The sequence below is a fragment of the Kribbella sp. NPDC050470 genome (assembly GCF_044458365.1).
Taxonomy (GTDB): Bacteria; Actinomycetota; Actinomycetes; order Propionibacteriales; family Kribbellaceae; genus Kribbella.
Map to the genome: position 1 here is coordinate 220691 of NZ_JBITHV010000009.1, position 21759 is coordinate 242449.

Below are 21759 nucleotides of genomic sequence, written 5' to 3' on the forward strand. Positions count from 1 at the left end.
GGGATGGGATCTTCTTCGATGGAGCGAGCCGGCAGCCCGAGTCCGTTGCAGCTGGTCAAGCGCGCGCTGCCCGAGCTGCACGGCGCGATGCAGCGCGTCGCCGAGCACATCCTGGCGAACCCGGACGAGGTCGCGCGCGGGTCGATCACCAAGCTGGCCGAGGCCGCCCAGACCTCGGCCGCGACGGTCACCCGGCTGTCCACCCACCTCGGGTTCGAGGGGTACCCGGCCCTCCGGGCCGCGCTGGCGATGGAGATCGGCCGCGGCCTCGAGGCGGGCTGGGCCAGCGACATCGGGCTGGCGATCGGCCCGGCGGATCCACCCGAGCAGGTGCTGAACGTCCTTGCTTCCACCCAGGCGAACGCCTTGCGGAACGCGTTGGCCGCAATCGACCTGACCGCGGCCACCCGGGTCGCCGATGCGATTGCCGGCGCCCGCCGTACGCACATCTACGGCGAGTGGGGTGACGCGATCCCGGCGCGCGAGCTGTACATCCGGCTGCTGCGGATCGGGATCCCGGTGTGGTTCTTCGACGGGCCGCAGTCGTCGCAGATCGGCGGCGGGCTGCTGGGTTCCGGCGACGTCGCGTTGGTGGTGTCGAGATCCGGGATCGATCAGACCACGCTCGAGTTCCTGCGGCGGTCGGCCGACGAGGGCGCGCTCACGGTCGCGATCACCGGGGTCGTCGACTCGCCGATCGCCCGGCTGGCCGACGTCACGCTCGACACCGGCACACCGAACGGGACCACGTGGACCGAGTTCTTCGCCGGCCGGGCCAGCGACGTGCTGACGGCCGGGTTGCTGTTCGTCCTGGTCGCGCAGCGCGTCCCCGACCACCTCACCGCCAACCACCCGAACGGCCCCGGACAGCCCGTCGTACATCCAGACACTTGAGAGGTCCACATATGCAGCAGCTCGACGTCCACAACGATCTGACCGTCGTCGGCGGTGGTCTGGCCGGGATCTGCGCGGCGATCGCCGCCGCCCGGCAGGGCAGCACGGTGGCTCTGATCCAGAACCGGCCGGTGCTCGGCGGCAACTCCTCCAGCGAGGTGCGGGTGTGGGTGTGCGGGGCGACCGCGCACGGCGTCCAGCACTTCGCCCGGGAGACCGGGATCATGGGCGAGCTGTTCGTCGAGAACCAGTACCGGAACCCGGAGGGGAACCCGTACTACTGGGATCTCGTCCTGCTGGAAGCGGTACGCGCGGAACCGCGGATCACCCTGTTCCTGAACACGGACGTGCGGACCGTCGACGCGGCCGACGGCACGATCCGGTCGGTCACCGGGTGGCAGATGGGGTCGGAGAAGGAGATCACGTTCTACAGCCCGGTGTTCGCCGACTGCTCGGGGGACGGGCTGGTCGGGTACCTCGCGGGGGCGGACTTCGCGACCGGGCGGGAGCCACAGTCGTTGTACGGCGAGTCGTGGGCGCCGGTCGTGCCCGACACGAACACGCTGGGAAGCACGATTCTCTTCTACACCAAGGACACCGGGGCGCCGGTGCGGTTCGTGCCGCCTTCGTTCGCTCGCGACATCACCGAGACGGCCATCCCGGATCGCCGGATCATCCGGTCGGACATGAACGGGTGCGCGTACTGGTGGATCGAGTGGGGTGGTGAGCTGGACGTTGTCGACGACAACGAGCGGATCCGGGACGAGTTGCAGGCGGTCGTCTACGGGATCTGGGACTACATCAAGAACTCCGGACGGTTCGACGCCGAGACGCTGACGCTGGAGTGGATCGGGGCGGTGCCGGGGAAGCGGGAGTACCGGCGCTTTCTCGGCGATCACGTGCTGACGCAGCACGACGTACTCGGGCAGACCGAGTTCGAGGACCGGGTGGCTTTCGGCGGGTGGTCGATCGACCTGCACCCGCCCGGTGGGGTTTACTCGGCCGAGCGTGGGTCGAAGCACTGGCATCCGGACGGGAACTACCACATCCCGCTGCGGTCGCTGTACTCGCGGAACGTCTCCAATCTGTGGATGGCCGGGCGGAACATCAGCGCGAGTCACGTGGCCTTCGGTACGACGCGGGTGATGGCGACGTGCGCCGTACTGGGGGAGGCCGTCGGGATCGCGTCGGCTGTTGCCCAGCGCAACGGATTGACGCCGCGGGAGCTGGCGGGTGATCACTTCGGCCTGATGCGGCGGGCGTTGCAGCGCGCCGACGCCTCGGTCCTGGGCGTCGTCGACGACGACCCCGCCAACCTCGCCTTGACCGCCACCGTCACTGCCTCGTCCACGCTCACCCACCCCGCGGTGGAAGTCTCCTCCGGCACCCTCCCCTTGACCACCGACCTGGCCATCGTCATCCCATCCCCGACTGGTCTCTCCCTCCTGATCGACGCCGCTTCGGACACCTCGCTCACCGTCGAGCTTCACGATCCGCTGAAGCCGCAGAACTACCTCCCGTTGAAGCTCCTCGACTCGTGCACGGTCGCTGTGCCGGCGGGCGAGAAGCGGTGGATCGACGTACCGCTGGAATGGCGTGGATCCGGCAACGCGGTCGTCGTACTGCGGTCGAATCCGGACGTGTCGGTCCATACGGCCTCGTCGGCGCTGCCCGGGACGCTCGTCTTCGCCCATCGCGATCCGGCGCCGGATGAGCAGTGGACCGAACAGTTCCGCGCCTGGAAACACATCCTGCCCCGGGCCGGCCTCTGCCTCCGTCTCGGCGAGACCACCGCGTATGCCGCCTCGAACGTCGTCGGCGGCTACTCCCGCCCGTACGGCGGCCCGCAACTCTGGTCCTCCGAAGACCTCGCCTGGGACCCGGAGCCCTGGATCCAGCTCACCTGGCCCACCCCCGTCGACCTCACCGAGATCGTCGTCATCCTCGACGACGACGTCGAGGAAGACCTCATCAACCTCCACCACCACCGCACCCCCTTCGAGTGCCTCCCCACCTTGCTGCGCGACTACGACCTCCAGGCCCAGGACGCCTCCGGCACCTGGCAAACCGTCAGCACCATCACCGCCAACCACCACCGCACCCACCGCCACCCCGTCTCCCTCACCACCACCGCCATCCGCCTACAAGCCCACACCACCAACGGCCACCGCCGAGCCCACCTCCAAAGCCTCCGCGCTTACGGCACCTGACCCGCGGCAGAAGTACGACACCCCACCAAATGCTGGTTGGTGGGGTGGTCAGTCCAGGTCGAGGGAGAGGTCTGGTTTCCAGTGGTAGAGGTGGTGGGTTCGGGTGAGGGTCAGGAGGGTGAGGGTGGTGATGGAGAGGGCTGTGGAGTGCGAGGTGTGGGCGAGGAGGCGGGTGGTGATGGGGGCGGTGGGGGTGTTGTGGTTGCAGTAGGCGAGGGTGATGTGGGGGTTGAGCTCGGGGAGCTCGGGTACGGCGTCGTCGCCCCAGACGTCGGTGATGGCGGCGCGGGTGAGGTCGCGGAGGTGCTGTAGCGGCTCGGTCGGGCGGACCGGGAGCTGGATGGACTCGGCGTCGAGTTCGGCGGGGCCGACGGTGACCGGGAAGGACGCGACCTGGGTGAACCGGCGGCGGGTGGCTTCGACGATGTCGGCCAGGTCGGCGTCGGGCACGCGGTCGGTGAAGCCGACGCCCTGCAGGCCGAGGTGGAGCCACTCCAGCGGCACCGGGGTGAAGCCGGGCAGGTCGTTGAGCAGCTCGCCGTACGACGCATGGAGCGCAGCGATCTCGGGGCGGCCGTCGAACGTGACGTGCCAGGCGTAGAAGCTGCGATCAGGCCGCCAACCGGGCCGCCAGTACCAGTGGTCGCGGACTTCTTCGAGCATCAGTACTCCTCTACTTGCTGGGGATCGCGCGGATGGCGGGGTGGCGAGTGAACACCCGGATGGAGCCGTGGAGGGCGAGGGCTTTCGGGTCGATGGCGTGGCGGCTGAGCCGGGTGAGTGCGGCGACTTCGCTGATGCGGTGGATCAGCGGCCGGACGCGGTACTCGACCGGTGTGCTGAGGACGGCCGAGACCGCTTCGGTGGCACCCTCCAGCTCGCCGAGTTGCAGGTGTGCCTTGGCGAGTTGGAGGCGGACCATGCGTTCCGATCCGAAGTTGCGGATCGCGTGCGGCGCTGCCTCGAACATCGCGACGCCGTGGTCGGCATGCTTCAACGTCTCGACCACCTCGCCGAGCGCGAGGTGTGCGTCGGACCAGATCCCCTCGGCGCGTTCTGGCGTACACAGGAACGGGCCGCCGAACTCGGGTACGTCGGTCCGGACCGTCGTACGCATGGCGATCGACAGGGCCTCGCGGGCCTCGGCGTGGCGGCCGGATCGGGCCAGGTCGACTGCTGACGCGCTGGCGAGGAACAACGTCGAGCTGCCGCGTGCGTACTGCAGGCCGTCGTGCGCGTACGCCGCCGCGGCAGCGAAGTCGTCCTGCCAGAAGGCGGCGGTGTGCTGCGTGGCGCGGACCCAGGCACGCAGGTCGTCGTGGTCGGCCGCGTCGGCACAGGCCCACGCCGTCCGGGTATGGCTCTCGGCGACGTCGGGTCGGCCGAGGTCGACCGCCATCCAGCCGAGCAGCGTCAGCGCCCAGCCGGCCGTGGCATACAGGTCGCGGGCCTGGTTCGGTGACTGCCGTCCGGACAGCAGTCGGAAGGCACGGTCGCGTACGGCGCGGGTGCGGACGAACAACGCTTTCGTCTGCGTGCGTAGGTAGCTCTGGCTGATCCGGTGGATGTCCGCTTGCAGCTGTTCGACGGTCAGGTCGCCGACGTTCGACTCCTCGGCGAGGGCGAGCAGGCCGACCGACTCGTCACCGGCCTGCACGAGGTCGTCCTCGATCCCGAGCACCGAGCTGGTCCCTGGCTCCGGGTCGACGGTGCCGGGACCACCCGGCGGGACGAAACCGAGCTCGCTGTCGTCGGCGACATTCAGCACGAAGCGCAGGCCGGACCGGTACGCCGCACCCGGCCAGCGGACTGCGCCGCGTTCGAGCTTGGCGATGTAGTGGCCGTCGAGCTCGTACTTCGTCTCGGTCGTCTCCCACAGCCACGTGCAGACCGCCTCCGCGAGCTCGGCCCGGGACATCTGCTCACCGGGCGCGCGCCGCGACGGCGTCCGCTCGCGGGCGGCTCGCAGCAGTTCGTTGGGCTCTGGCATGGCGGTAACTGTAGGTGCCCAAACACCGTCTGCGACCGCCTCAAAGGCCCCTGTGGATGATCTGCCCCCAACTGCCCCGCGCTGCCCCGCCCTGCCCCGATTGCCCCGCCCCACAAGGGCCTTCAGCACCCTCAACTCCCGTGCCACGTCGCCGCGCCGGGGCAGATTGCTCCTCGACGGCCGCTAGCTGAGCGTGAACCCCGGGGCATCCCAGGGCAACCCGGGGCAGATCCCCCCACGAAAGCCCCACCACTCCGCAACAGCCCGGCTTCTACCAGGGGCAAATCAACCCCACCCCCCGGGCCCCACCAAGGCCGAGACCATCCCGCACCACGCGCCGCCGAGGCAGAGGCGGAATGCACGGGCGGCAGCCGCGCGAGCGGCCGAGGGGTGCGGGGCAGATGCGCGCGCGGCGTGGGACAGGGGTGTCGGGGTGCTGGCTCCCGGAGCGGTGAGCGGTGTGGAAGTGCACGTGGTGCGGGGTGGCGCGAGAGGTGTCGGGCTGGTGCGGAGCCGATGGGCCGAGAGGTGGCGCGGGCGCACGGGCTGGTCAGGGGTGGGTTCTAGGGTTGGCGGGTGGCTGAGGAGGCGGTGACGACGTTGCACGCGGAGCTTGCGCGGTTTGGGCGGGCGGAGGCGGCGTTCGCGTTGTTGGAGGTGTTTCTGGAGGTCGCCGGGCCGCGCTTGGGGCCGGTGGTGCTCGATCCGGTCGGGTTGAGGTTGCCGGACGAGATGACCGACGACCGGGTGGTGGTTCAGGGGCTGATCGACGCGATCGAGCAGGAGCCGCGGCCGAAGCGGCGATTGCTGCAGACCACCGAGCGGACCTACGACATGGCTGACGACCAGGCCCGCTGGAACTACGTGCGACTGGCGTACTGCTCGAACCTTGCCACCGTGTGGAGCGATGGGCTTCGTGTGTCGTACTTCGAGGTCGCCGACCAGATCAGCGCGACGTACTGGTTGCCGGAGACGCTCAAGGCGCAGTACTTCGAGGCGATTGCGGCCAGGGGTTGGGCCGTCCCGGACGACTGGTTGAGCGCCGTGGGGAAGCGGCCCAAGCCCTGGTGGAAACGGGGTGGAAGCTAGCTGAGGGCGGGGAGGCGGCTGAGGGCTTGCTGGACGGCGGACTGGATTTCGGCGTCGTCCCAGGCTCGGTCGGTGATGGTGTCGGTGAGGTACGCGTTGTAGGCGGCGAGATCCAGGTGGCCGTGGCCGCAGAGGGCGGTGAGGATGACCTTCTCCTCGCCGGACTCCTTGCAGCGTTGGGCTTCCTCGATCGCCGCCGCGAGCGCGTGGGTCGGCTCGGGAGCAGGCACGATGCCCTCGGTGCGGGCGAACTGGACGCCGGCCGCGAAGCACTCGGACTGCGGTTTGGCGACGGCCTCGATCTCGCCGGTCTCGTAGAGGTGGCTGATCAGCGGGCTCATCCCGTGGTACCGCAGGCCGCCGGCGTGGATCGGGTCCGGGACGAAGTCGTGGCCGAGGGTGTGCATCTTCATCAGCGGCGTCATCCCGATCGTGTCGCCGAAGTCGTACGCGTACGTCCCCTGGGTCAGCGACGGGCATGCGGCCGGCTCGACCGCGCGGACGACCGGCGCCATCCGGCCCGCCCACTTCTCCCGCATGAACGGGAACGCCAGGCCGCCGAAGTTCGACCCGCCGCCGGTGCAGCCCACCAGCAGGTCGGGTGTCTCGCCGACCATCGCGAGCTGGATCAGCGCCTCCTCGCCGATGATCGTCTGGTGCAGCAGCACGTGGTTGAGGACCGACCCGAGCGCGTAGTGCACCTCGGGATCCTGCACCGCGACCTCGACCGCCTCACTGATCGCGATCCCGAGCGACCCGGTCGACGACGGGTTCTCGGCCAGGATCTTCCGCCCGGCCTCGGTGAGCTCCGACGGGCTCGGGTGCACGGTCGCGCCGAAGACCTCCATCATCGTCCGCCGGTACGGCTTCTGGTCGTACGACGCCCGCACCTGCCAGACCTCGCACTCCAGCCCGTACTGCGCGCACGCAAACGCCAGCGCAGTACCCCATTGACCGGCACCGGTCTCGGTGGTGAGCTTCCGGACGCCCGACTTCGCGTTGTAGAACGCCTGCGGCACAGCGGTGTTCGGCTTGTGCGACCCGGCCGGGGAGACGCCTTCGTACTTGTAGTAGATCCGCGCCGGGGTATCGAGCGCCTTCTCCAGCCGATGCGCCCGATAGAGCGGACTCGGCCGCCAGAGCCGGTAGACGTCCAGCACCTCACCGGGGATGTCGACGTACTGGTCCTGGGAGACCTCCTGCAGGATCAGGTCCATCGGGAACAGCGGCGCCAGATCGTCCGGCCCCACTGGTTGCCCGGTGCCCGGATGCAGCACCGGCGGCGGTGGCGTGGGCAGATCGTGCAGCACGTTGTACCAACGGGTCGGCAGCTCGTCCTCTGGCAGCAGGATCTTCGTCGGCGTCATGCACGCAACGTAAGACTCACACCGTCTCCACGACAATCCCCTCGTCACCGATCGTGACGCGGTAGACCACACCGGACGGATGGCTGCGGCCCAGCGCATCCTCCACGCCCAACTGCTTCAGCAGCATCCGCCCGAGCATCTCGTGCGACACCACCAGCGGACGGCGCGCTCGCGATCGGGCGATCTCCGCCAACGCGTGTCCGGCGCGTAGATCGGCATCCGCGTAGCTCTCGCCGCCCGGGAACCGATAGCCGTACTTCTCCCGCTGCCGCACGGCCAGTTGCCCGGGCCAGCCCGCCTCGACCTCGGCGTTGGTAAGCCCGGACCAGTCGCCGTGGTCGACCTCACTGAGCTCGTCGAGCACACGCACAGGCAGTTCAAGCGCGGTCGCAAGAACCTCGGCCGTCGTGCGAGCCCGAGCGAGCGGGCTGGTGTAGACGGCGTCGACGAGCTCCCTGCTGAGCACTGCAGCGTTGCGATTCGCCTGAGCGCGCCCCAAGGATGTGAGGGGCGAGTCCAGCCGTCCCTGCTTCCGGCCGTCGACGTTCCACTGCGTCTGGCCGTGGCGGGACAGGTAGACGGCTTCGAAGGTCGTCACGCCAGGGTCGGGACGCTGACCCCGAGCCAGGTGTCTACGTCTGTGAGGAGGGCCTTTTGGGCTTCGGGCGGGGCGGTGGAGGCGAGGATCGAGCCGCGGGCCAGGTCGGCCAGTTCTTCGTCGGTGAAGGCGTGGACCGTGCGGGCAGTTTCGTATTGCTCGGCCAGGCGGGAGCCGAAGAGCAGAGGGTCGTCGGCGCCGAGCGCGATTCGGGCGCCCGCTTCGTAGAGTTGTCGCAGCGGGACGTCCTCCGGCCGGTGGTAGACGCCCAACGAGACGTTGGACGCCGGGCAGACCTCCAACGCGACCTGCGCGTCGACCAGACGCTTCAGCAGATCGGGGTCCTCGACCGCGCGCACTCCGTGACCGATGCGCCCGGCGCCCAACTCGTCCAAACAGGTTCGGACAGTTGCCGGGCCGCACAGCTCACCACCGTGCGGCGCAGCGAGCAGCCCGGCGTGCCGCGCGATCCGGAAGGCCGCGGCGAACTCCGACGTCGTCCCCCGGCGCTCGTCGTTCGACAGCCCGAATCCGACCACTCCGCGTCCGACGTACTGCGCGGCGAGTCGAGCCAGCGTCCGTGCGTCCAACGGATGGCGGGTGCGGTTGGCCGCGATCACGACCTGGACCGCGATCCCGGTCGAGGCCGCGGCGTCCCGGGCCGCGTCCAAGACCAGGTCGGTGAACTCGGTGATGCCGTGGAAGCGGTTCGCGTACCCCGACGGGTCGACCTGGATCTCGAGCCAGCGGGAGCCGTCGGCCCGGTCGTCCTCGGCCGCCTCCCGGACCAGGCGCCGGACGTCGTCCTCCGTGCGCAGCACCGAGCGAGCGATGTCGTACAGCCGCTGGAACCGGAACCAGCCGCGCTCGTCGGCCGCAGACAGCTCCGGCGGCCAGTCGGTGCGCAGCGCGTCGGGCAGCCGGACGCCGTGCTTGTCCGCCAGCTCGACCAGCGTCAGGTGCCGCATCGAGCCCGAGAAGTGAAGATGCAGATGCGCCTTCGGCAGCACCCGCAGATCCCGATGCGTCATCACAGAAGGTTACCGATCCACAGCGCCCGGACAGAAATCGGGCCGTCCACCCTGTGGATGGACGGCCCGGAGAGCTCAGCTGAGCAGCTTGGCGATCCGGCCGACGCCCTCGGCCAGGTCCGCGTCGCCGAGCGCGTACGACAGCCGCAGGTACCCGGGCGCGCCGAACGCCTCACCCGGAACCACGGCCACCTCGGCCTCGTCCAGGATGATCTCGGCCAGCTCCGCCGACGAGGCCGGCGTCCGCCCGTTGATCTCCTTGCCGAGCACGCCCTTGACCGACGGGTACGCGTAGAACGCGCCGGTCGGCTCCGGGCACTCGACGCCGGGGATCTCGTTCAGCAGCCGGACCATCGTCTGGCGTCGGCGGTCGAACGCCTTCTTCATCTCGTCGACCGCGCTCAGGTCGCCGGTCAGCGCGGCGATCGCGGCCCGCTGCGCGACGTTGCAGACGTTCGAGGTCTGGTGCGACTGCAGGTTGGTCGCGGCCTTGATGACGTCCTTCGGGCCGATCATCCAGCCGACCCGCCAGCCGGTCATCGCGTAGGTCTTGGCGACGCCGTTGAGGACGACGGTCTTGTCCGCGAGCTCCGGTACGGCGACCGGGATCGACGTGGACTGCGTGTCGCCGTACGTCAGGTGCTCGTAGATCTCGTCGGTGATCACCCACAGGTCGTGCTCGAGCGCCCAGCGACCGATCGCCTCGATCGCCTCCGGGCTGTCGACCGCGCCGGTCGGGTTCGACGGGGAGCAGAACAGCAGGGCCTTGGTCTTCTCGGTCCGGGCCGCCTCGAGCTGCTCGATGGTGACGCAGTAGTTCTGCGTCTCGTCGGCGAGCACCTCGACCGGCACCCCGCCGGCCAGCTGGATGGTCTCCGGGTACGTCGTCCAGTACGGCGCCGGCAGCAGCACCTCGTCACCCGGGTCGAGCAGCGTCGCGAACGTGTTGTAGACCGCGTGCTTGCCGCCGTTGGTGACCAGCACCTGGGCGGCCTCGACCTCGAAGCCGGAGTCGCGCTTGGTCTTGTCGACGATCGCCTGCTTGAGCTCGGGCAGGCCGCCGGCCGGGCTGTAGCGGTGGTTCTTCGGATCGCGGGCGGCCTCGACCGCCGCCTCGACGATGTAGTCCGGCGTCGGGAAGTCCGGCTCGCCGGCGCCGAACCCGATCACCGGCCGGCCGGCCGCCTTGAGCGCCTTCGCCTTGCTGTCGACCGCGAGCGTCGCCGACTCACTGATGGCGCCGATCCGCGCCGAAACCCTGGAACCCATGGCCCCCATCCTGGCACCAGCACTCCCTGTGGTCACATCCGGACCGTCAGGCCATCACAACCGGCGGGATCCGGTGAGAGCCCCGCGGCGGCCTCGTCCGACGGCGCGGTTGTGATGGCGTGGCGGTCCGTGATCCCGGGAACGTGGCGGGCCCCCGGTCCGTTGGGGACCGGTGGAGGCTGTATGGTTCTGGTCGCGGTGCGGCGCCCGGGTGGGGGTCGTGCGGGGTAGGGCCTCAGTTCGACCAGGTGGCTTCGACCCCGTACACTCTTCTAGTCCGGGCGTTGGTGGCCCTGAATCGGCATGCCCGAGATCAGGTCCCGCGGCGTCCGGAGGATTGCAGAGGGCACTAGCTCAACTGGCAGAGCATCGGTCTCCAAAACCGAAGGTTGGGGGTTCAAGTCCCTCGTGCCCTGCAAATCCTGACCGGCGCAGGGCCGGTCAGGCCGCCGCTAGCGAAAGAGGTAGGTCGTGACGGAGACGCGCACCCCGGCACCGTCCGGCGCCGGCAAACCTGCGGAGAGCAAGTCGGGCAACCGCCTGCTGCGCTTCTACCGCCAGGTGGTCGCCGAGCTCCGCAAGGTCGTCTGGCCGACTCGCAAGCAGCTGTCCACCTACTTCGTGGTCGTCCTGACCTTCGTGGTGTTCGTCATCGCGATCGTCTCGGTCCTCGACCTCGCCTTCGGCTGGGCGATGTTCAAGATCTTCGGCTGAGTTCGCAGCCGCCCACGAACGCCGGGGATCCCGGGCCGCGGCCCGACCCGAAGCAGAGAACCAGACAAGACCCCGATGCAGAGATGACGGAGTACAACGTGTCCGAGCGCGACGACGAGGTCCTCGACTACGAGGGCGAGTTCGACGTATCCGCTGACTCCGACGACGACGTCGATTTCGACTTCGACGAGAACGCCACCGACGACGATGACGACCTGTTCGGTGACGATGACGACGACCCGTTCGCGAACCTCGACGACGAGGACGACGACGCTGACGAGGACGAGGACGCTGACGACGACGCCGCGGAGTACACCGCCGACGACGAGGCCGAGGACGGCCCCGCCGACGATGACGACTCCGACGACGAGCCGGTCGTGGTGGTCGCCGCCGCCGACGACGCGGAGGACGACGAGGTCGTGACCGCGTCCGACGTCGAGGACGCCGCCGACGAGCTGGCCGCCGAGACCGCCGAGACGGCGCCCGCGGACACCGACGAGGAGCCGGCCGCCGACGAGCTGGTCTTCTCCTCCGCCGGCGACTCCGACGAGGACGCCGAGGACGAGACCGGTACGGCGGCCGACGACGACGCCGACGTGGCCGCGCTCGCCGCCGCGGCCGCTGCCGCGCAGGCCGGCGACGAGGACGAGGAGCCCGAAGAGCCGGGCGACCCGCTCGAGGAGCTGCGCACCCGGCTGCGCTCGCAGTTCGGCGACTGGTACGTGGTGCACACGTACTCGGGGATGGAGAACCGGGTCAAGAGCAACCTGGAGAACCGGATCACCTCCCTGAACATGGAGGACTACATCTTCGAGATCATCGTGCCGACCGAAGAGGTCGCCGAGATCAAGAACGGGCAGCGCCGGATGGTGAAGCGCACCGTGCTCCCCGGCTACGTGCTGGTTCGGATGGACCTGACCGACGAGTCCTGGGCGACCGTGCGGCACACGCCGTCGGTGACCGGCTTCGTCGGGAACAGCCAGAAGCCCGTACCGCTCAGCCTCGAAGAGGTCGAGAAGATGCTCGCTCCGGCCGTCGTGGCGGCGGCCGAGGCGGCGGCTGCCGAAGCCGGCGCCGCACCCACCAAGACCGCGACCAAGAAGAAGGTCGAGGTGGCCGACTTCGGGGTCGGCGACTCGGTCATGGTGGTCGACGGGCCGTTCGCGACCCTGCACGCCACGATCACGGAGATCAACGCCGACGCCCAGCGGATCAAGGCGCTGGTCGAGATCTTCGGCCGGGAGACCCCGGTGGAACTCAGCTTCAGCCAGATCCAGAAAGTCTAAGGACCCGAAGAATGCCTCCGAAGAAGAAGATCGCTGCCCTGGTCAAGGTGCAGCTCCAGGCCGGCGCCGCGACGCCGGCACCGCCGGTCGGTACCGCGCTCGGTCCGCACGGCGTCAACATCATGGAGTTCTGCAAGGCGTACAACGCCCAGACGGAGTCCATGCGCGGCAACGTGGTTCCGGTCGAGATCACCATCTACGAAGACCGCTCCTTCACCTTCATCACCAAGACGCCGCCGGCGCCGGAGATGATCAAGAAGGCCGCCGGTCTGCAGAAGGGCTCGGCCGTTCCGCAGCGCGACAAGGTCGGCAAGATCACCAAGGACCAGGTCCGCGAGATCGCCACCACCAAGATGCCGGACCTGAACGCCCGCGACATCGACGCCGCGATGAAGATCATCGAGGGCACCGCGCGCTCGATGGGCGTCACCGTCGACGGCTGAGACCGGCCGAGAAACAACCAGGTACGACGAACCGCGCCGGCTGACCGGTCGGTCGCCGTACCAGCACCACACTTCACGCAGTTGTGGCAGGGCGAAGCGCCGCCCGCGGACCACACCCCAGAGAGGAACAGCAATGGCACAGCGCAGCAAGGCCTACCGCGCAGTCGCGGAGAAGATCGACTTCGACAAGCTGTACACGCCGATCGAGGCGATCCGGCTGGCCAAGGAGGCCGCCGGCAGCAAGAAGTTCAACTCCACCGTGGACGTCGCGATGCGCCTCGGGGTCGACCCCCGCAAGGCCGACCAGATGGTGCGCGGCACCGTCAACCTTCCGCACGGTACCGGCAAGACGGCACGGGTCCTCGTCTTCGCCACCGGTGACAAGGCCGAGGCCGCACGGGCCGCCGGCGCCGACTTCGTCGGCGACGACGACATGATCAAGAAGGTGACCGACGGCTGGCTCGACTTCGACGCCGTCGTCGCCACCCCCGACCTGATGGGCAAGGTCGGCCGGCTCGGCCGCGTCCTCGGTCCGCGTGGCCTGATGCCGAACCCGAAGACCGGCACGGTCACCCCGGACGTGACGAAGGCCGTGTCCGACATCAAGGGCGGCAAGATCGAGTTCCGGGTCGACCGGCACGCGAACCTGCACTTCATCATCGGCAAGGCGTCCTTCGACGAGGCACAGCTGGTGGAGAACTACAGCGCCGCGCTGGAGGAGATCCTCCGGCTGAAGCCGGCCAGCTCGAAGGGCCGCTACATCAAGAAGACGGTGTTCTCGACCACGATGGGCCCGGGTGTCCAGGTTGACCCCAACCTCACCCGCAACCTCACCGAGGAAAACGCAGACGCCTGATCCACACACACGAAAGGCCCCGGTCACTGACCGGGGCCTTTTGCATTCCTGGAGTCAGGGGGTGGCTCGGGTTAGGTGGAGGGGGTGGTCGGCGGTTTGTAGGGTCCAGCCGTTGGGGTGTTCGGCCAGGACGGTGCCGGGGGGTGTGGGGGACGGGGAGGCGGGGGCGGGGTCGGTGCGGGTGATGAGGTGGGTGGTGCCGTTGAGGGTCAGGCGGGCGGCGGGGGAGGTGACGTTCAGGGCTGCGGCCTTGCGGCGGATCACGTGGGCCGGCTCGGTGAGGTCCAGGAAGTGTTCTGCCTCGGTGAACAACGGGGCTTCGGTGGCGTCGGCCGGGTTCTGCGGGAGGCCGGGATCGCCGGCGACCAGGCGGGGGACGGCTTCGTCCAGGCACTCGGACAGAAGGGTGCGCCAGGTCTGCATGATGCCGGTGCCGTTGAGATCCTCCGGGAGTGGCGCGATCCGCTGTGCCAGGATCGCGCCGGTGTCGAACTCGGCGGCGGTCCGGTGCACGGTCGCGCCGACTCGGTCGTCACCTTCGTAGATCAGCCGTTGCGGCGTCGGCCCGCGGCCGGCCGGGAGCGGCGACGGGTGGCAGTTGATCGCGCCGTACTCGGGGAGCTCGAGGATCTCCGCCGGGATCAGGCGCGGGAACGCGGCCGAGATGATCACGTCCGGGCGGAGCGCCGCGATCGCCGGCGCCGCCACCGTCCGCAGCTTGGCGGTGATCAGCACGTTGCTCTCCGACGGCAGGTCCAGGACCATCGGCCGGATCGAGGCGCCGTACCGGTCGGTGTGCGGCAGCGTGACCACCAGCGCGATCTCGTGACCGTTCCGCTCGGCGAAGTCGTGGACCAGCCGGTAGCCGGCCGGGAAGGCGTTCAGTGTGACGATCCGCAGGCTGTCCACCGCAATCAGTCCCTGAAGTGCCGGGTGACGAGGTCCGGGGTGAGGTCGGCGGGCGTGGGGCAGCCGACCAGGCGCAGGCAGTGCTCCAACTCCTCGCCGAGCTCCGTGAGCAGCCGGGTGACTCCCGCGGAGCCGCCGACCGTGAGCGCCCAGAGCGCCGGCCGGCCGACAAAGACCGCACGAGCGCCCAGTGCCAACGCGGCCAGCACGTGTTCGCCGCGCCGGATACCGCCGTCGACGTAGACCTCCGTACTCGTGCCGGCCAGCGCCTCCGCGACCTCCGGCAGCGCCAGCGCGGTCGGGATCGCACCATCCAGCTGCCGGCCACCGTGGTTCGAGACGATCACACCGGCCGCGCCTGCGTCCGCGCACCGCTTGGCGTCGTCGCCGCGCAGCACGCCCTTCACCACCACGGGCAGCCCGGTGCGCTCGGCGAGCCAGCCGATCACGTCCGGACCCAGGTCGTCCGCCTTCGCCAGGTCGTCGTCGGTCCAGTCACCCGCTGGCAGGTTCGCCAACACCTGACCGGGCTGCACGAGATCCCACACCGTCTCGCCGGTGTCCTCTTTGCGACCGACAACCGGCGTATCGACGGTCAGTACGACGGCCCGCGCCCCACCCTCGACCGCGGCATCGAGCATCCGCTCGGTGACCGACCGGTTTCGCACGACGTAGATCTGCAGCAACCACGGCACCCCGGTCGCCCCGAGATCGGCGAACGTCGTCCCGGCGTTGCTGGACAGTCCGATCAGCGACCCAGCCCCGCCGACTCCAGTCGCCGTCGCAACCTCGCCATCGGGATCCGCCATCCGATGCATCGTCGACGGCGCGACCAGCACCGGTACGTCGACCGGCGTGCCGAGCACCGTCGTCCGCACCGAGACCGTCGACACGTCCTGCAGCACCCGGGGCCGGAACCGGTACGCCGACCACGCCTCGACCGCCTCGCCGGCGCTGATCCCGCCGGCCGAGCCCTGCCGGAAGTACCGATGCACTGCCTCCGGGAGCTTCTCGGCGGCCGCGGCTTCGAGCGTGTCGATCCATCGCATGCGCCCCATCGTCGCACCGGTCCGGTGCTCCGGGCAGAAAATTTCCACACGAGACCTTCGGGCGCGAGCGGGTACCCTGGTCGCATGACGCAGTACGGGCGGCGATTTCTGCGCCCCGGCCGGCACGACGGTGCCGACGGGGTGAGCCGCTGCTGCGCTCTCTCCTGAGGACCGCGGCCGACCGGGGTGGACCCCCGTCGAGACCGTCACCCTTGGAGAGACTCCGATGTCGATCACCATCGAAGAACTGCACGCTGCCCTGTCCCTGCGCGACCTGACCGACCCGGCCCAGGGCCCGCACGCGATCCAGCTGATCGCCGACTCGATCCGTACGGCGCTCGGCCAGGCCTGGCCGTACACCGAGATCTGGACCAGACGCGACCATCCGGTCGTCCCGCTGGCCGACAACTACGACAACCTCGGGTACGCCGCCGACGCGGTGACCCGGGAAGCCCGCTACACCCGCTACGCCTCCGAAGGCGAGGTGTTGCGCAGTCACACGTCCGCGATGATCCCGCCGGCGCTGCGGGAGCTGGCAACGAGTACGTCGTCCGACGTGCTGATGATCTGTGCGGGGATCTGCTACCGCCGCGACTCCGTCGACTGGCAGCACACCGGTACGCCGCACCAGCTCGACCTGTGGCGGATCAGCCGGAACGTCACCCTCGGCGAGCCCGAGCTGGAGGACATGATCGCCCGGCTCGTCGACACCGTCCTGCCGGGCCAGACGTATCGGACGGTGCCCGCGGTGCACCCGTACACGATCCACGGCCGCCAGATCGACGTACTGCTGGACGACCAGTGGATCGAGATCGGTGAGTGCGGTGTCGCGGCGCCGCCCGTGCTCAGGAAGGCCGGTCTGGACGAGAGCTGGACCGGTCTGGCCATGGGGCCGGGGCTGGACCGGCTCTTGATGCTCCGCAAGGGCATCAGGGACATTCGGTTGCTCCGGTCAACCGATCCCCGCGTGGCCGACCAGATGCTCGACCTGTCGCCGTACAAGTCGGTCTCGTCGATGCCACCGGTCCGCCGTGACCTGTCCGTCGTCGTGGACGCGGCAGCCGACCTGTCACCCGAGGCGATCGGTGACAAGGTCCGCAACGCCCTCGGCCCCGACGCCGACGCCGCGGAGTCGGTCGACGTGATCAGCGAGACGTCGTACGACGATCTGCCGCAGCCCGCCCGCGATCGGCTCCAGCTGAACCCCGGCCAGCGAAACGTGCTGGTGCGTCTGATCCTCAGGCCGGTCGACCGGACTCTGACCGACGCGGAGGCGAATGCCCTGCGCGACAAGGTCTACCGGGCACTCCACGAAGGTCCGGTTCTAGAGCTGATCGGTTAGCCGGGAGACCGCGTCCAGGTCGTCACGCAGGCGCACACCATGCCCGGGCGAGGTAGGCAGAACAACCTCGCCCGGGACCAACTCCGGGAGCCCTTCGACCAGTTCGGCGTACCAGGTGCGGATGAAAGACCGAGCGGTTTCCTGGATCAGCCCGTTCGGCTGGCTGCACACCACATGCGTCGCGACAGCGAGCGAGACCGGGCCCGTGCAGTCGTGCGGTGCGATCGGGACCGAGAACGCGTCCGCGAGCGAGGCGATCTTGACCGCCTCGGTGATGCCGCCGGTCCAGCCGATGTCGAGGGTGGCGACGTCGACCGCGCCGCGCTGGAACAGCGGCAGGAAGCCGCGCCGCCCGATGCAGGTCTCGCCGGTCGCGATCGGTACGTCGATCTCCGCGCGGAGCGCACCGAGTGCGTCGGCGGCGTCCGGGCGCAGCGGGTCCTCGATCCAGAACGGGCGGAACTCCGTCAGCGCCCGAGCGAGCTTGGCGGCCGCGGTCCGGGTCCACAAGCCGTGCAACTCGATCATCAGGTCCATCTCGAGTCCGACCTCGGCCCGGATCGCCTCGACGATGTCCAGCCCGGCGGCGAGCGCGCGCGGTGAGATGTCGGTGCCGTTGCTCTCCTCGGCGGCCTGGTCGAACGGCCAGATCTTCATCCCGCGGGTGCCCTCGTCCCACAGTTCGCGGGCAAGCCGGGCCGGGTGGTGCATGAACGCGTACAGGTCCTCGTACTCACCGGCGTCGGCAGGCAGGCCCCAGTTCGAGGAGTTCTGCCGCGTCGACGTGCTGATGTACCGGCCGCCCGCGCACGTGTTGTACGTCCGGATGCGATCCCGCACCGGCCCACCGAGCAGCCGCGCCAACGGCAACCCGGTGGCCCGACCCATCAGGTCCCACAGCGCGACGTCGACTGCGCCGTTGCCGCGCAACTCGGCCCCACCGCCCTGATAACCGACGTACGGCGCCAGCACTGCAGCGACCTGTTGCGGCGCCGGGTCGTCCAGATCGAGCAGTACCGGAGCGACCGTCTCGTGGATGTGCGCCTCCACCGCGGCCGCGCCGAAGAAGGACTCGCCGAGGCCGGTCAGCCCGGAGTCCGTGTGCAACCGCACGAAACACAGGTTGGACTGCACTCGCGGCCGGATGGTCTCGACCGCTGTCACCTTCACTGCAGCGCCTTGCAGAACGCCTCGGCCTTGGCGGTGATGTCCTGCCAGTTCCCCGCCACCACATCCGCCGGGGCGACGACGTCCGTACCGGCGCTGACGGCCAGTGCTCCCGCGGCGAGGAAGTCGCGGGCGTTGCCGGCGTTGACGCCACCGGACGGGATCAGCGGCACGCCGGGGAACGGGCCGTTGAGGTCCTTGAAGTACTTCGGGCCGAGCTGGTGAGCCGGGAAGATCTTCACCGCGTCGGAGCCGAGCGCGAGCGCAGTCATCACCTCGGAAGGCGTGAACGCGCCAAGTACGACGGGGATCCCGGCCGCACGCGCGGCCTCGGCGATCGCGGCCGCCTCGGGACCCTGGCCCGGCGTGACCAGGAACTGCGCGCCGGCGTCGATCGCCTGCTTCGCGTGCGCCCCGGTCTGCACGGTGCCCGCGCCCACCACCGCACCGGTTTCCGAAGCGGTCGCCGCGGCGCGTTCGAGATGCTTGGGAAGGTCGGGCGTCGTGTAGGTCAGCTCGACGACATGAATGCCGCCGGCAACCAGCGCGGCGCACAGGTCACGGGCGTCGCTGATCTCCGGCGCCCGCACGACGGTCAGCACACGGTCGGCGCGGAGCAGTTCCAGCGTTTTCATCGGCTTCCTTTCAGGCGGACAGCGCCGCCGGGGAGTGCATCGGTACGGCGGCCCTCGTCGATGACGGGCACACCGTTGACGAAGACGTACGGGATCCCCTCGGCCTGCTGCCGGGGATCGTCGAAGGTCGCGGTGTCGATCACGGTGTCCGGGTCGAACAGCACCAGGTCCGCGTAGCACCCCTCCCGGACCAGCCCGCGATCGGTCAGCCGCAGCCGCCGGGCCGGGCGGCCGGTCAGGTGGTGGATGCAGTCGGCCAGGTCCAGGACGCCGAGCTCGCGCACGTACCGGCCGAGATAGCGCGGGAACGTGCCCCACGAGCGCGGATGCGGTTTCGCGCCGACCAGGATCGCGTCCGAGCCGCCGGTGTGGCTCGAGTGCCGCATGATCGTACGGACGTTCTCCTCGTGTCCGACGTGTTGCAGGATCGAGGTGGCCAGGTTGTCCCGGATCAGCAGGTCGAAGAACACCTCAGCCGGCTGCCGGCTGCCCGAGGCGGCCAGGGCCGCGATGGTCTTGCCCACGGCGTCGTTGAGCGCCGGGTTCTTCACGCCGCCGATCTCGATGGTGTTCCAGTCGGTCACGCAGCCGTGGCAGCCGTCCGACCCGAGGTGCTCCATCTCGTGGGCGATCCGCCGGCGCGACTCGGTGTCGTGGAGTCGGGACAGCTGCGCGTCCGGCCCGCCCTCGGCGGTCCAGCTGGGCAGGATCGCCGCGAGGGTTGTTGCGCCAGGCAAGTACGGGTAGGTGTCGGTGGTGACGTCGACGCCGTTCGCGACCGCCTTGTCGATCATCGCCACCAGATCGGCGCCGCGGCCGCGGTTCGGCTCGAAGTTCATCACCGCGTGCGTGAGGTGCAGAGCGCACCCGGACTGCCGGGCCACCTCGACCATCTCCCCGTACGCGTCCAGTGCGCCTTCGCCGTACGAGCGTTGGTGCGGACTGTAGTAGCCGCCGTACTCGGCGAGGACTGTGCAGAGCTCGACGAGCTCGGCTGTGGTCGCGAACATGCCGGGGGCGTAGGTCAGGCCGCTGCTCATCCCGACAGCGCCCTGCTGCAGTCCCTCGGCGAGCAGCCGCTTCATCTCGTCGAGCTCGGCGCGGGTGGCCGGACGGTTCTCGGTGCCGACGACCATCATCCGCAGCGTGCCCTGCGGGACCAGGTACGACGCGTTGCAGGCGATCCCCTGGTCGAGACGGTCCAGGTACCCACCGACTGTGGACCAGGTGAAGTCGAAGTCGTCCGGCTCGCCGTTCCAGCCGGCGATCTGGCGCCGGAGCGCGGCCCGGGTCGGGTCGTCGATCGGGGCGAACGACAGGCCGTCCTGGCCGAGCACCTCCAGCGTGACGCCCTGGCTGACCTTTGCGGTGTGGACCGGGTTGGCCAGGATCTGCAAGTCGGAGTGCGCGTGCATGTCGATGAACCCGGGCGAGAGCACCAGCCCGTCGGCGTCGATCGTCCGGCGGCCGGCCGGCAGATCGTTGCCGATGGCCACGATGCGGGCGGCGTCGACGGCCACGTCGGCCTGCACGCCGGGAGCGCCGGATCCGTCCAGGACCGTGGCGCCCTTGATCAGGAGGTCGGCCATGTCAGAAGAAGGTCCTGACCAGATCGACCACGACGGGATCGGCGGCGTCCGGGTCGTCTACGACCGGGATCAGTCCCCACTTGTCGAACGCCGTACACGGATGCGAGAGTCCGACCCGGAGCTCGTCGCCGATCAGCACCGGATCGCCGTCGAACCGCAGGTAGCCGTGCTGGTCGTTCAGCTTGGCGACGATCATCCCGGCCGCCTTCAGCACCGGCTCGCCCTCGGCCCGCGGCCGGATCAGCTGTGGCTCCGGCAGGTCCTGGTCGAACGGCAGGTCGCGTCGGCCGGCGTCGAAGATCGCCAGTCCTGGTTCGGGTTGCGAGGTGATCCGGACCCAGCCGTGCATCGCGGAAACCAGTCGGTCCCCGTCGGTCCGCGGTGCCTCGCCGAGCGGTGACATCCGGCGGTACATGCCGTCGTCGTGGGTGATGTAGGCGCCCGACCGGAGCACCACTCGCGCGCCGTCCTCGCCGAGCGGGGCGAGCACGGTCGCGACGTCGTCGAAGTACTGGCTGCCGCCGGCGCTCACCACGGGTACGACGTCGGCGTCGTACAGACCCTTGAGGCGGGTGTGGATCCCGGCCAGCTCGCGGAGGTACGCGCGCACCGTCTCGAGGTCGGCCTCTTCGACGCCGTGGCCGATCGCACCTTCGTAACCGGCGACGCCGGCGAGCCGCAGGGTCGACGCATTCGCTATCGCCTCGCCGACGGCGACCGCGGTCTCCGCGTCGCGGGCCCCGGTCCGTCCGTCGAGTCCGCCGACCTCCACGAGGACGTCGAGCGGCCGTGCGTCCGGTCCGACGTGCGCCGCCCGGGCCGCCTCCATGATCTCGACCGTCCGGACCGAGTCGGCCCAGACCAGGACCTCGAACGTCGGATCGGCGGCGAGCTCGTCGGCGATCCAGCGCAGCTGCAGCGGGGAGATGATCGCGTTGGCGATGAGCACCCGGCTCACGCCGTACGCGCGGGCGACGCCGAGCTGGAAGCCGTTCGCGAGGGTGATCGCCCAGGAGCCGGCCTCGAGCTGCATCGCCCAGAGGGCGGGCGCCATCGTCGTCTTCCCGTGCGGCGCCAGCTCTACGCCGTGGTGCGCGCACCAGCGAGCCAGGGTGTCCACGTTGTGTCGCAGGCCGGGCGCGGACAGGGTCATCAGCGGAGTGGGCAGCTGGGAGAGCCGTGGCTTGCCGGCGAGCACCTCGGCGACGGTCCGGCCCCAGAAGGCGGGCGGTAGTGCCTTGTCCTGCCAACTCACCTGCTGGTCGGCAAGTGCGGCGAGGGCTGAGGCGTCGTACGAAGCTGGCATCTGATCCCCTGCGGT

The 21759-nt window shown here is 69.7% G+C and carries 20 protein-coding genes and 1 tRNA gene; 9 read left to right on the forward strand and 12 right to left on the reverse strand.

Annotated features, from left to right (window positions below):
- The first annotated feature begins 3 nt into the window (after positions 1 to 3).
- Both ACIBGM_RS27850 and ACIBGM_RS27855 read left to right on the forward strand, forming a co-directional pair.
- Complete coding sequence (locus ACIBGM_RS27850) at positions 4 to 894, forward strand: MurR/RpiR family transcriptional regulator (protein WP_360527593.1); 891 nt, start codon at positions 4 to 6, stop codon at positions 892 to 894.
- An 11-nt stretch (positions 895 to 905) separates the two neighbouring features.
- Positions 906 to 3104, forward strand: a complete 2199-nt coding sequence (locus ACIBGM_RS27855; protein ID WP_396387191.1) for an FAD-dependent oxidoreductase — start codon at positions 906 to 908, stop codon at positions 3102 to 3104.
- A gap of 48 nt (positions 3105 to 3152) precedes the next feature.
- Here the strand turns inward: ACIBGM_RS27855 and ACIBGM_RS27860 are convergent, their stop codons facing one another.
- Positions 3153 to 3767, reverse strand: coding sequence for a 2'-5' RNA ligase family protein (locus tag ACIBGM_RS27860; protein WP_396387192.1), 615 nt, complete (start codon positions 3765 to 3767; stop codon positions 3153 to 3155).
- A 10-nt stretch (positions 3768 to 3777) separates the two neighbouring features.
- Entirely contained in the window at positions 3778 to 5094 is a 1317-nt protein-coding gene (locus ACIBGM_RS27865; RefSeq protein ID WP_396387193.1) for a hypothetical protein, read from the reverse strand.
- 576 nt (positions 5095 to 5670) lie between these two features.
- On the opposite strand from ACIBGM_RS27865, the gene ACIBGM_RS27870 reads away from it, so the two are divergent.
- The gene (locus ACIBGM_RS27870) at positions 5671 to 6183 is read left to right on the forward strand and encodes a hypothetical protein (RefSeq protein WP_396387194.1); all 513 of its coding nucleotides are present in this window, start codon (positions 5671 to 5673) and stop codon (positions 6181 to 6183) included.
- Here the strand turns inward: ACIBGM_RS27870 and ACIBGM_RS27875 are convergent.
- The 4 genes from ACIBGM_RS27875 to ACIBGM_RS27890 form a co-directional block, all read right to left on the reverse strand.
- The gene (locus tag ACIBGM_RS27875; protein ID WP_360527608.1) at positions 6180 to 7550 is read right to left on the reverse strand and encodes a TrpB-like pyridoxal phosphate-dependent enzyme; all 1371 of its coding nucleotides are present in this window, start codon (positions 7548 to 7550) and stop codon (positions 6180 to 6182) included. The two genes, ACIBGM_RS27870 and ACIBGM_RS27875, sit on opposite strands and share 4 nt — an antisense overlap.
- A 16-nt stretch (positions 7551 to 7566) precedes the next feature.
- Positions 7567 to 8148 (reverse strand): histidine phosphatase family protein, encoded by a 582-nt coding sequence (locus ACIBGM_RS27880; RefSeq protein ID WP_396387195.1) that lies wholly within the window; start codon positions 8146 to 8148, stop codon positions 7567 to 7569.
- Positions 8145 to 9179, reverse strand: a complete 1035-nt coding sequence (locus ACIBGM_RS27885) for an adenosine deaminase (RefSeq protein ID WP_396387196.1) — start codon at positions 9177 to 9179, stop codon at positions 8145 to 8147. Before ACIBGM_RS27885 ends, ACIBGM_RS27880 begins: the two co-directional genes overlap by 4 nt.
- 75 nt (positions 9180 to 9254) lie before the next feature.
- Positions 9255 to 10448 (reverse strand): pyridoxal phosphate-dependent aminotransferase, encoded by a 1194-nt coding sequence (locus tag ACIBGM_RS27890; protein ID WP_360527614.1) that lies wholly within the window; start codon positions 10446 to 10448, stop codon positions 9255 to 9257.
- Positions 10449 to 10791: 343 nt separating this feature from the next.
- Between ACIBGM_RS27890 and ACIBGM_RS27895 the strand changes: the two genes are divergently transcribed.
- From ACIBGM_RS27895 to rplA, 5 genes are all read left to right on the forward strand, one after another.
- A tRNA-Trp gene (locus ACIBGM_RS27895) sits at positions 10792 to 10864 on the forward strand.
- 55 nt (positions 10865 to 10919) lie between these two features.
- Positions 10920 to 11162 carry a preprotein translocase subunit SecE gene (gene secE, locus ACIBGM_RS27900; RefSeq protein ID WP_020388149.1) on the forward strand — a complete coding sequence of 81 codons (243 nt, stop codon included), beginning with the start codon at positions 10920 to 10922 and terminating at the stop codon, positions 11160 to 11162.
- 377 nt (positions 11163 to 11539) lie between these two features.
- Complete coding sequence (gene nusG / locus ACIBGM_RS27905) at positions 11540 to 12448, forward strand: transcription termination/antitermination protein NusG (protein ID WP_396387330.1); 909 nt, start codon at positions 11540 to 11542, stop codon at positions 12446 to 12448.
- Positions 12449 to 12459: 11 nt separating this feature from the next.
- Positions 12460 to 12891 (forward strand): 50S ribosomal protein L11, encoded by a 432-nt coding sequence (gene rplK, locus ACIBGM_RS27910; protein ID WP_132319511.1) that lies wholly within the window; start codon positions 12460 to 12462, stop codon positions 12889 to 12891.
- 133 nt (positions 12892 to 13024) lie between these two features.
- The gene (gene rplA, locus ACIBGM_RS27915; RefSeq protein ID WP_360527619.1) at positions 13025 to 13747 is read left to right on the forward strand and encodes a 50S ribosomal protein L1; all 723 of its coding nucleotides are present in this window, start codon (positions 13025 to 13027) and stop codon (positions 13745 to 13747) included.
- 54 nt (positions 13748 to 13801) lie between these two features.
- Here rplA and ACIBGM_RS27920 read toward each other — a convergent pair whose 3' ends face one another.
- On the reverse strand, positions 13802 to 14656 hold the full coding sequence (locus ACIBGM_RS27920) for a formyltransferase family protein (RefSeq protein ID WP_360527622.1): 855 nt from the start codon (positions 14654 to 14656) through the stop codon (positions 13802 to 13804).
- 5 nt (positions 14657 to 14661) lie between these two features.
- Complete coding sequence (locus ACIBGM_RS27925; protein ID WP_360527625.1) at positions 14662 to 15705, reverse strand: alpha-hydroxy acid oxidase; 1044 nt, start codon at positions 15703 to 15705, stop codon at positions 14662 to 14664.
- Positions 15706 to 15931: 226 nt separating this feature from the next.
- Between ACIBGM_RS27925 and ACIBGM_RS27930 the strand changes: the two genes are divergently transcribed.
- Positions 15932 to 17047, forward strand: coding sequence for a hypothetical protein (locus ACIBGM_RS27930; RefSeq protein WP_396387197.1), 1116 nt, complete (start codon positions 15932 to 15934; stop codon positions 17045 to 17047).
- On the opposite strand, the gene ACIBGM_RS27935 is transcribed toward ACIBGM_RS27930, so the two are convergent.
- From ACIBGM_RS27935 to ACIBGM_RS27950, 4 genes are read right to left on the reverse strand one after another with little or no spacing between them, the layout of a single operon-like run.
- On the reverse strand, positions 17030 to 18217 hold the full coding sequence (locus tag ACIBGM_RS27935) for a mandelate racemase/muconate lactonizing enzyme family protein (protein ID WP_396387198.1): 1188 nt from the start codon (positions 18215 to 18217) through the stop codon (positions 17030 to 17032). The genes ACIBGM_RS27930 and ACIBGM_RS27935 overlap by 18 nt on opposite strands.
- Complete coding sequence (locus tag ACIBGM_RS27940) at positions 18214 to 18849, reverse strand: bifunctional 4-hydroxy-2-oxoglutarate aldolase/2-dehydro-3-deoxy-phosphogluconate aldolase (RefSeq protein ID WP_360527634.1); 636 nt, start codon at positions 18847 to 18849, stop codon at positions 18214 to 18216. Before ACIBGM_RS27940 ends, ACIBGM_RS27935 begins: the two co-directional genes overlap by 4 nt.
- Positions 18846 to 20438, reverse strand: coding sequence for an amidohydrolase family protein (locus ACIBGM_RS27945; RefSeq protein WP_396387199.1), 1593 nt, complete (start codon positions 20436 to 20438; stop codon positions 18846 to 18848). Before ACIBGM_RS27945 ends, ACIBGM_RS27940 begins: the two co-directional genes overlap by 4 nt.
- 1 nt (position 20439) lies before the next feature.
- Positions 20440 to 21744: an amino acid deaminase gene (locus ACIBGM_RS27950; protein WP_396387200.1), complete on the reverse strand. Its 1305-nt coding sequence runs from the start codon at positions 21742 to 21744 to the stop codon at positions 20440 to 20442.
- Between the last annotated feature and the right edge of the window lie 15 nt (positions 21745 to 21759).

Bases quoted from the DNA above. Each gene is read 5' to 3' on its own strand.
- ACIBGM_RS27885 (WP_396387196.1), bottom strand. From the start codon at position 9,179: ATGACGCATCGGGATCTGCGGGTGCTGCCGAAGGCGCATCTGCATCTT.
- ACIBGM_RS27940 (WP_360527634.1), bottom strand. From the start codon at position 18,849: ATGAAAACGCTGGAACTGCTCCGCGCCGACCGTGTGCTGACCGTCGTG.
- ACIBGM_RS27865 (WP_396387193.1), bottom strand. From the start codon at position 5,094: ATGCCAGAGCCCAACGAACTGCTGCGAGCCGCCCGCGAGCGGACGCCG.
- ACIBGM_RS27950 (WP_396387200.1), bottom strand. From the start codon at position 21,744: ATGCCAGCTTCGTACGACGCCTCAGCCCTCGCCGCACTTGCCGACCAG.
- ACIBGM_RS27875 (WP_360527608.1), bottom strand. From the start codon at position 7,550: ATGACGCCGACGAAGATCCTGCTGCCAGAGGACGAGCTGCCGACCCGT.
- rplA (WP_360527619.1), top strand. From the start codon at position 13,025: ATGGCACAGCGCAGCAAGGCCTACCGCGCAGTCGCGGAGAAGATCGAC.
- rplK (WP_132319511.1), top strand. From the start codon at position 12,460: ATGCCTCCGAAGAAGAAGATCGCTGCCCTGGTCAAGGTGCAGCTCCAG.
- ACIBGM_RS27850 (WP_360527593.1), top strand. From the start codon at position 4: ATGGGATCTTCTTCGATGGAGCGAGCCGGCAGCCCGAGTCCGTTGCAG.
- ACIBGM_RS27930 (WP_396387197.1), top strand. From the start codon at position 15,932: ATGTCGATCACCATCGAAGAACTGCACGCTGCCCTGTCCCTGCGCGAC.
- ACIBGM_RS27860 (WP_396387192.1), bottom strand. From the start codon at position 3,767: ATGCTCGAAGAAGTCCGCGACCACTGGTACTGGCGGCCCGGTTGGCGG.
- ACIBGM_RS27890 (WP_360527614.1), bottom strand. From the start codon at position 10,448: ATGGGTTCCAGGGTTTCGGCGCGGATCGGCGCCATCAGTGAGTCGGCG.
- ACIBGM_RS27945 (WP_396387199.1), bottom strand. From the start codon at position 20,438: ATGGCCGACCTCCTGATCAAGGGCGCCACGGTCCTGGACGGATCCGGC.
- ACIBGM_RS27925 (WP_360527625.1), bottom strand. From the start codon at position 15,705: ATGCGATGGATCGACACGCTCGAAGCCGCGGCCGCCGAGAAGCTCCCG.
- ACIBGM_RS27855 (WP_396387191.1), top strand. From the start codon at position 906: ATGCAGCAGCTCGACGTCCACAACGATCTGACCGTCGTCGGCGGTGGT.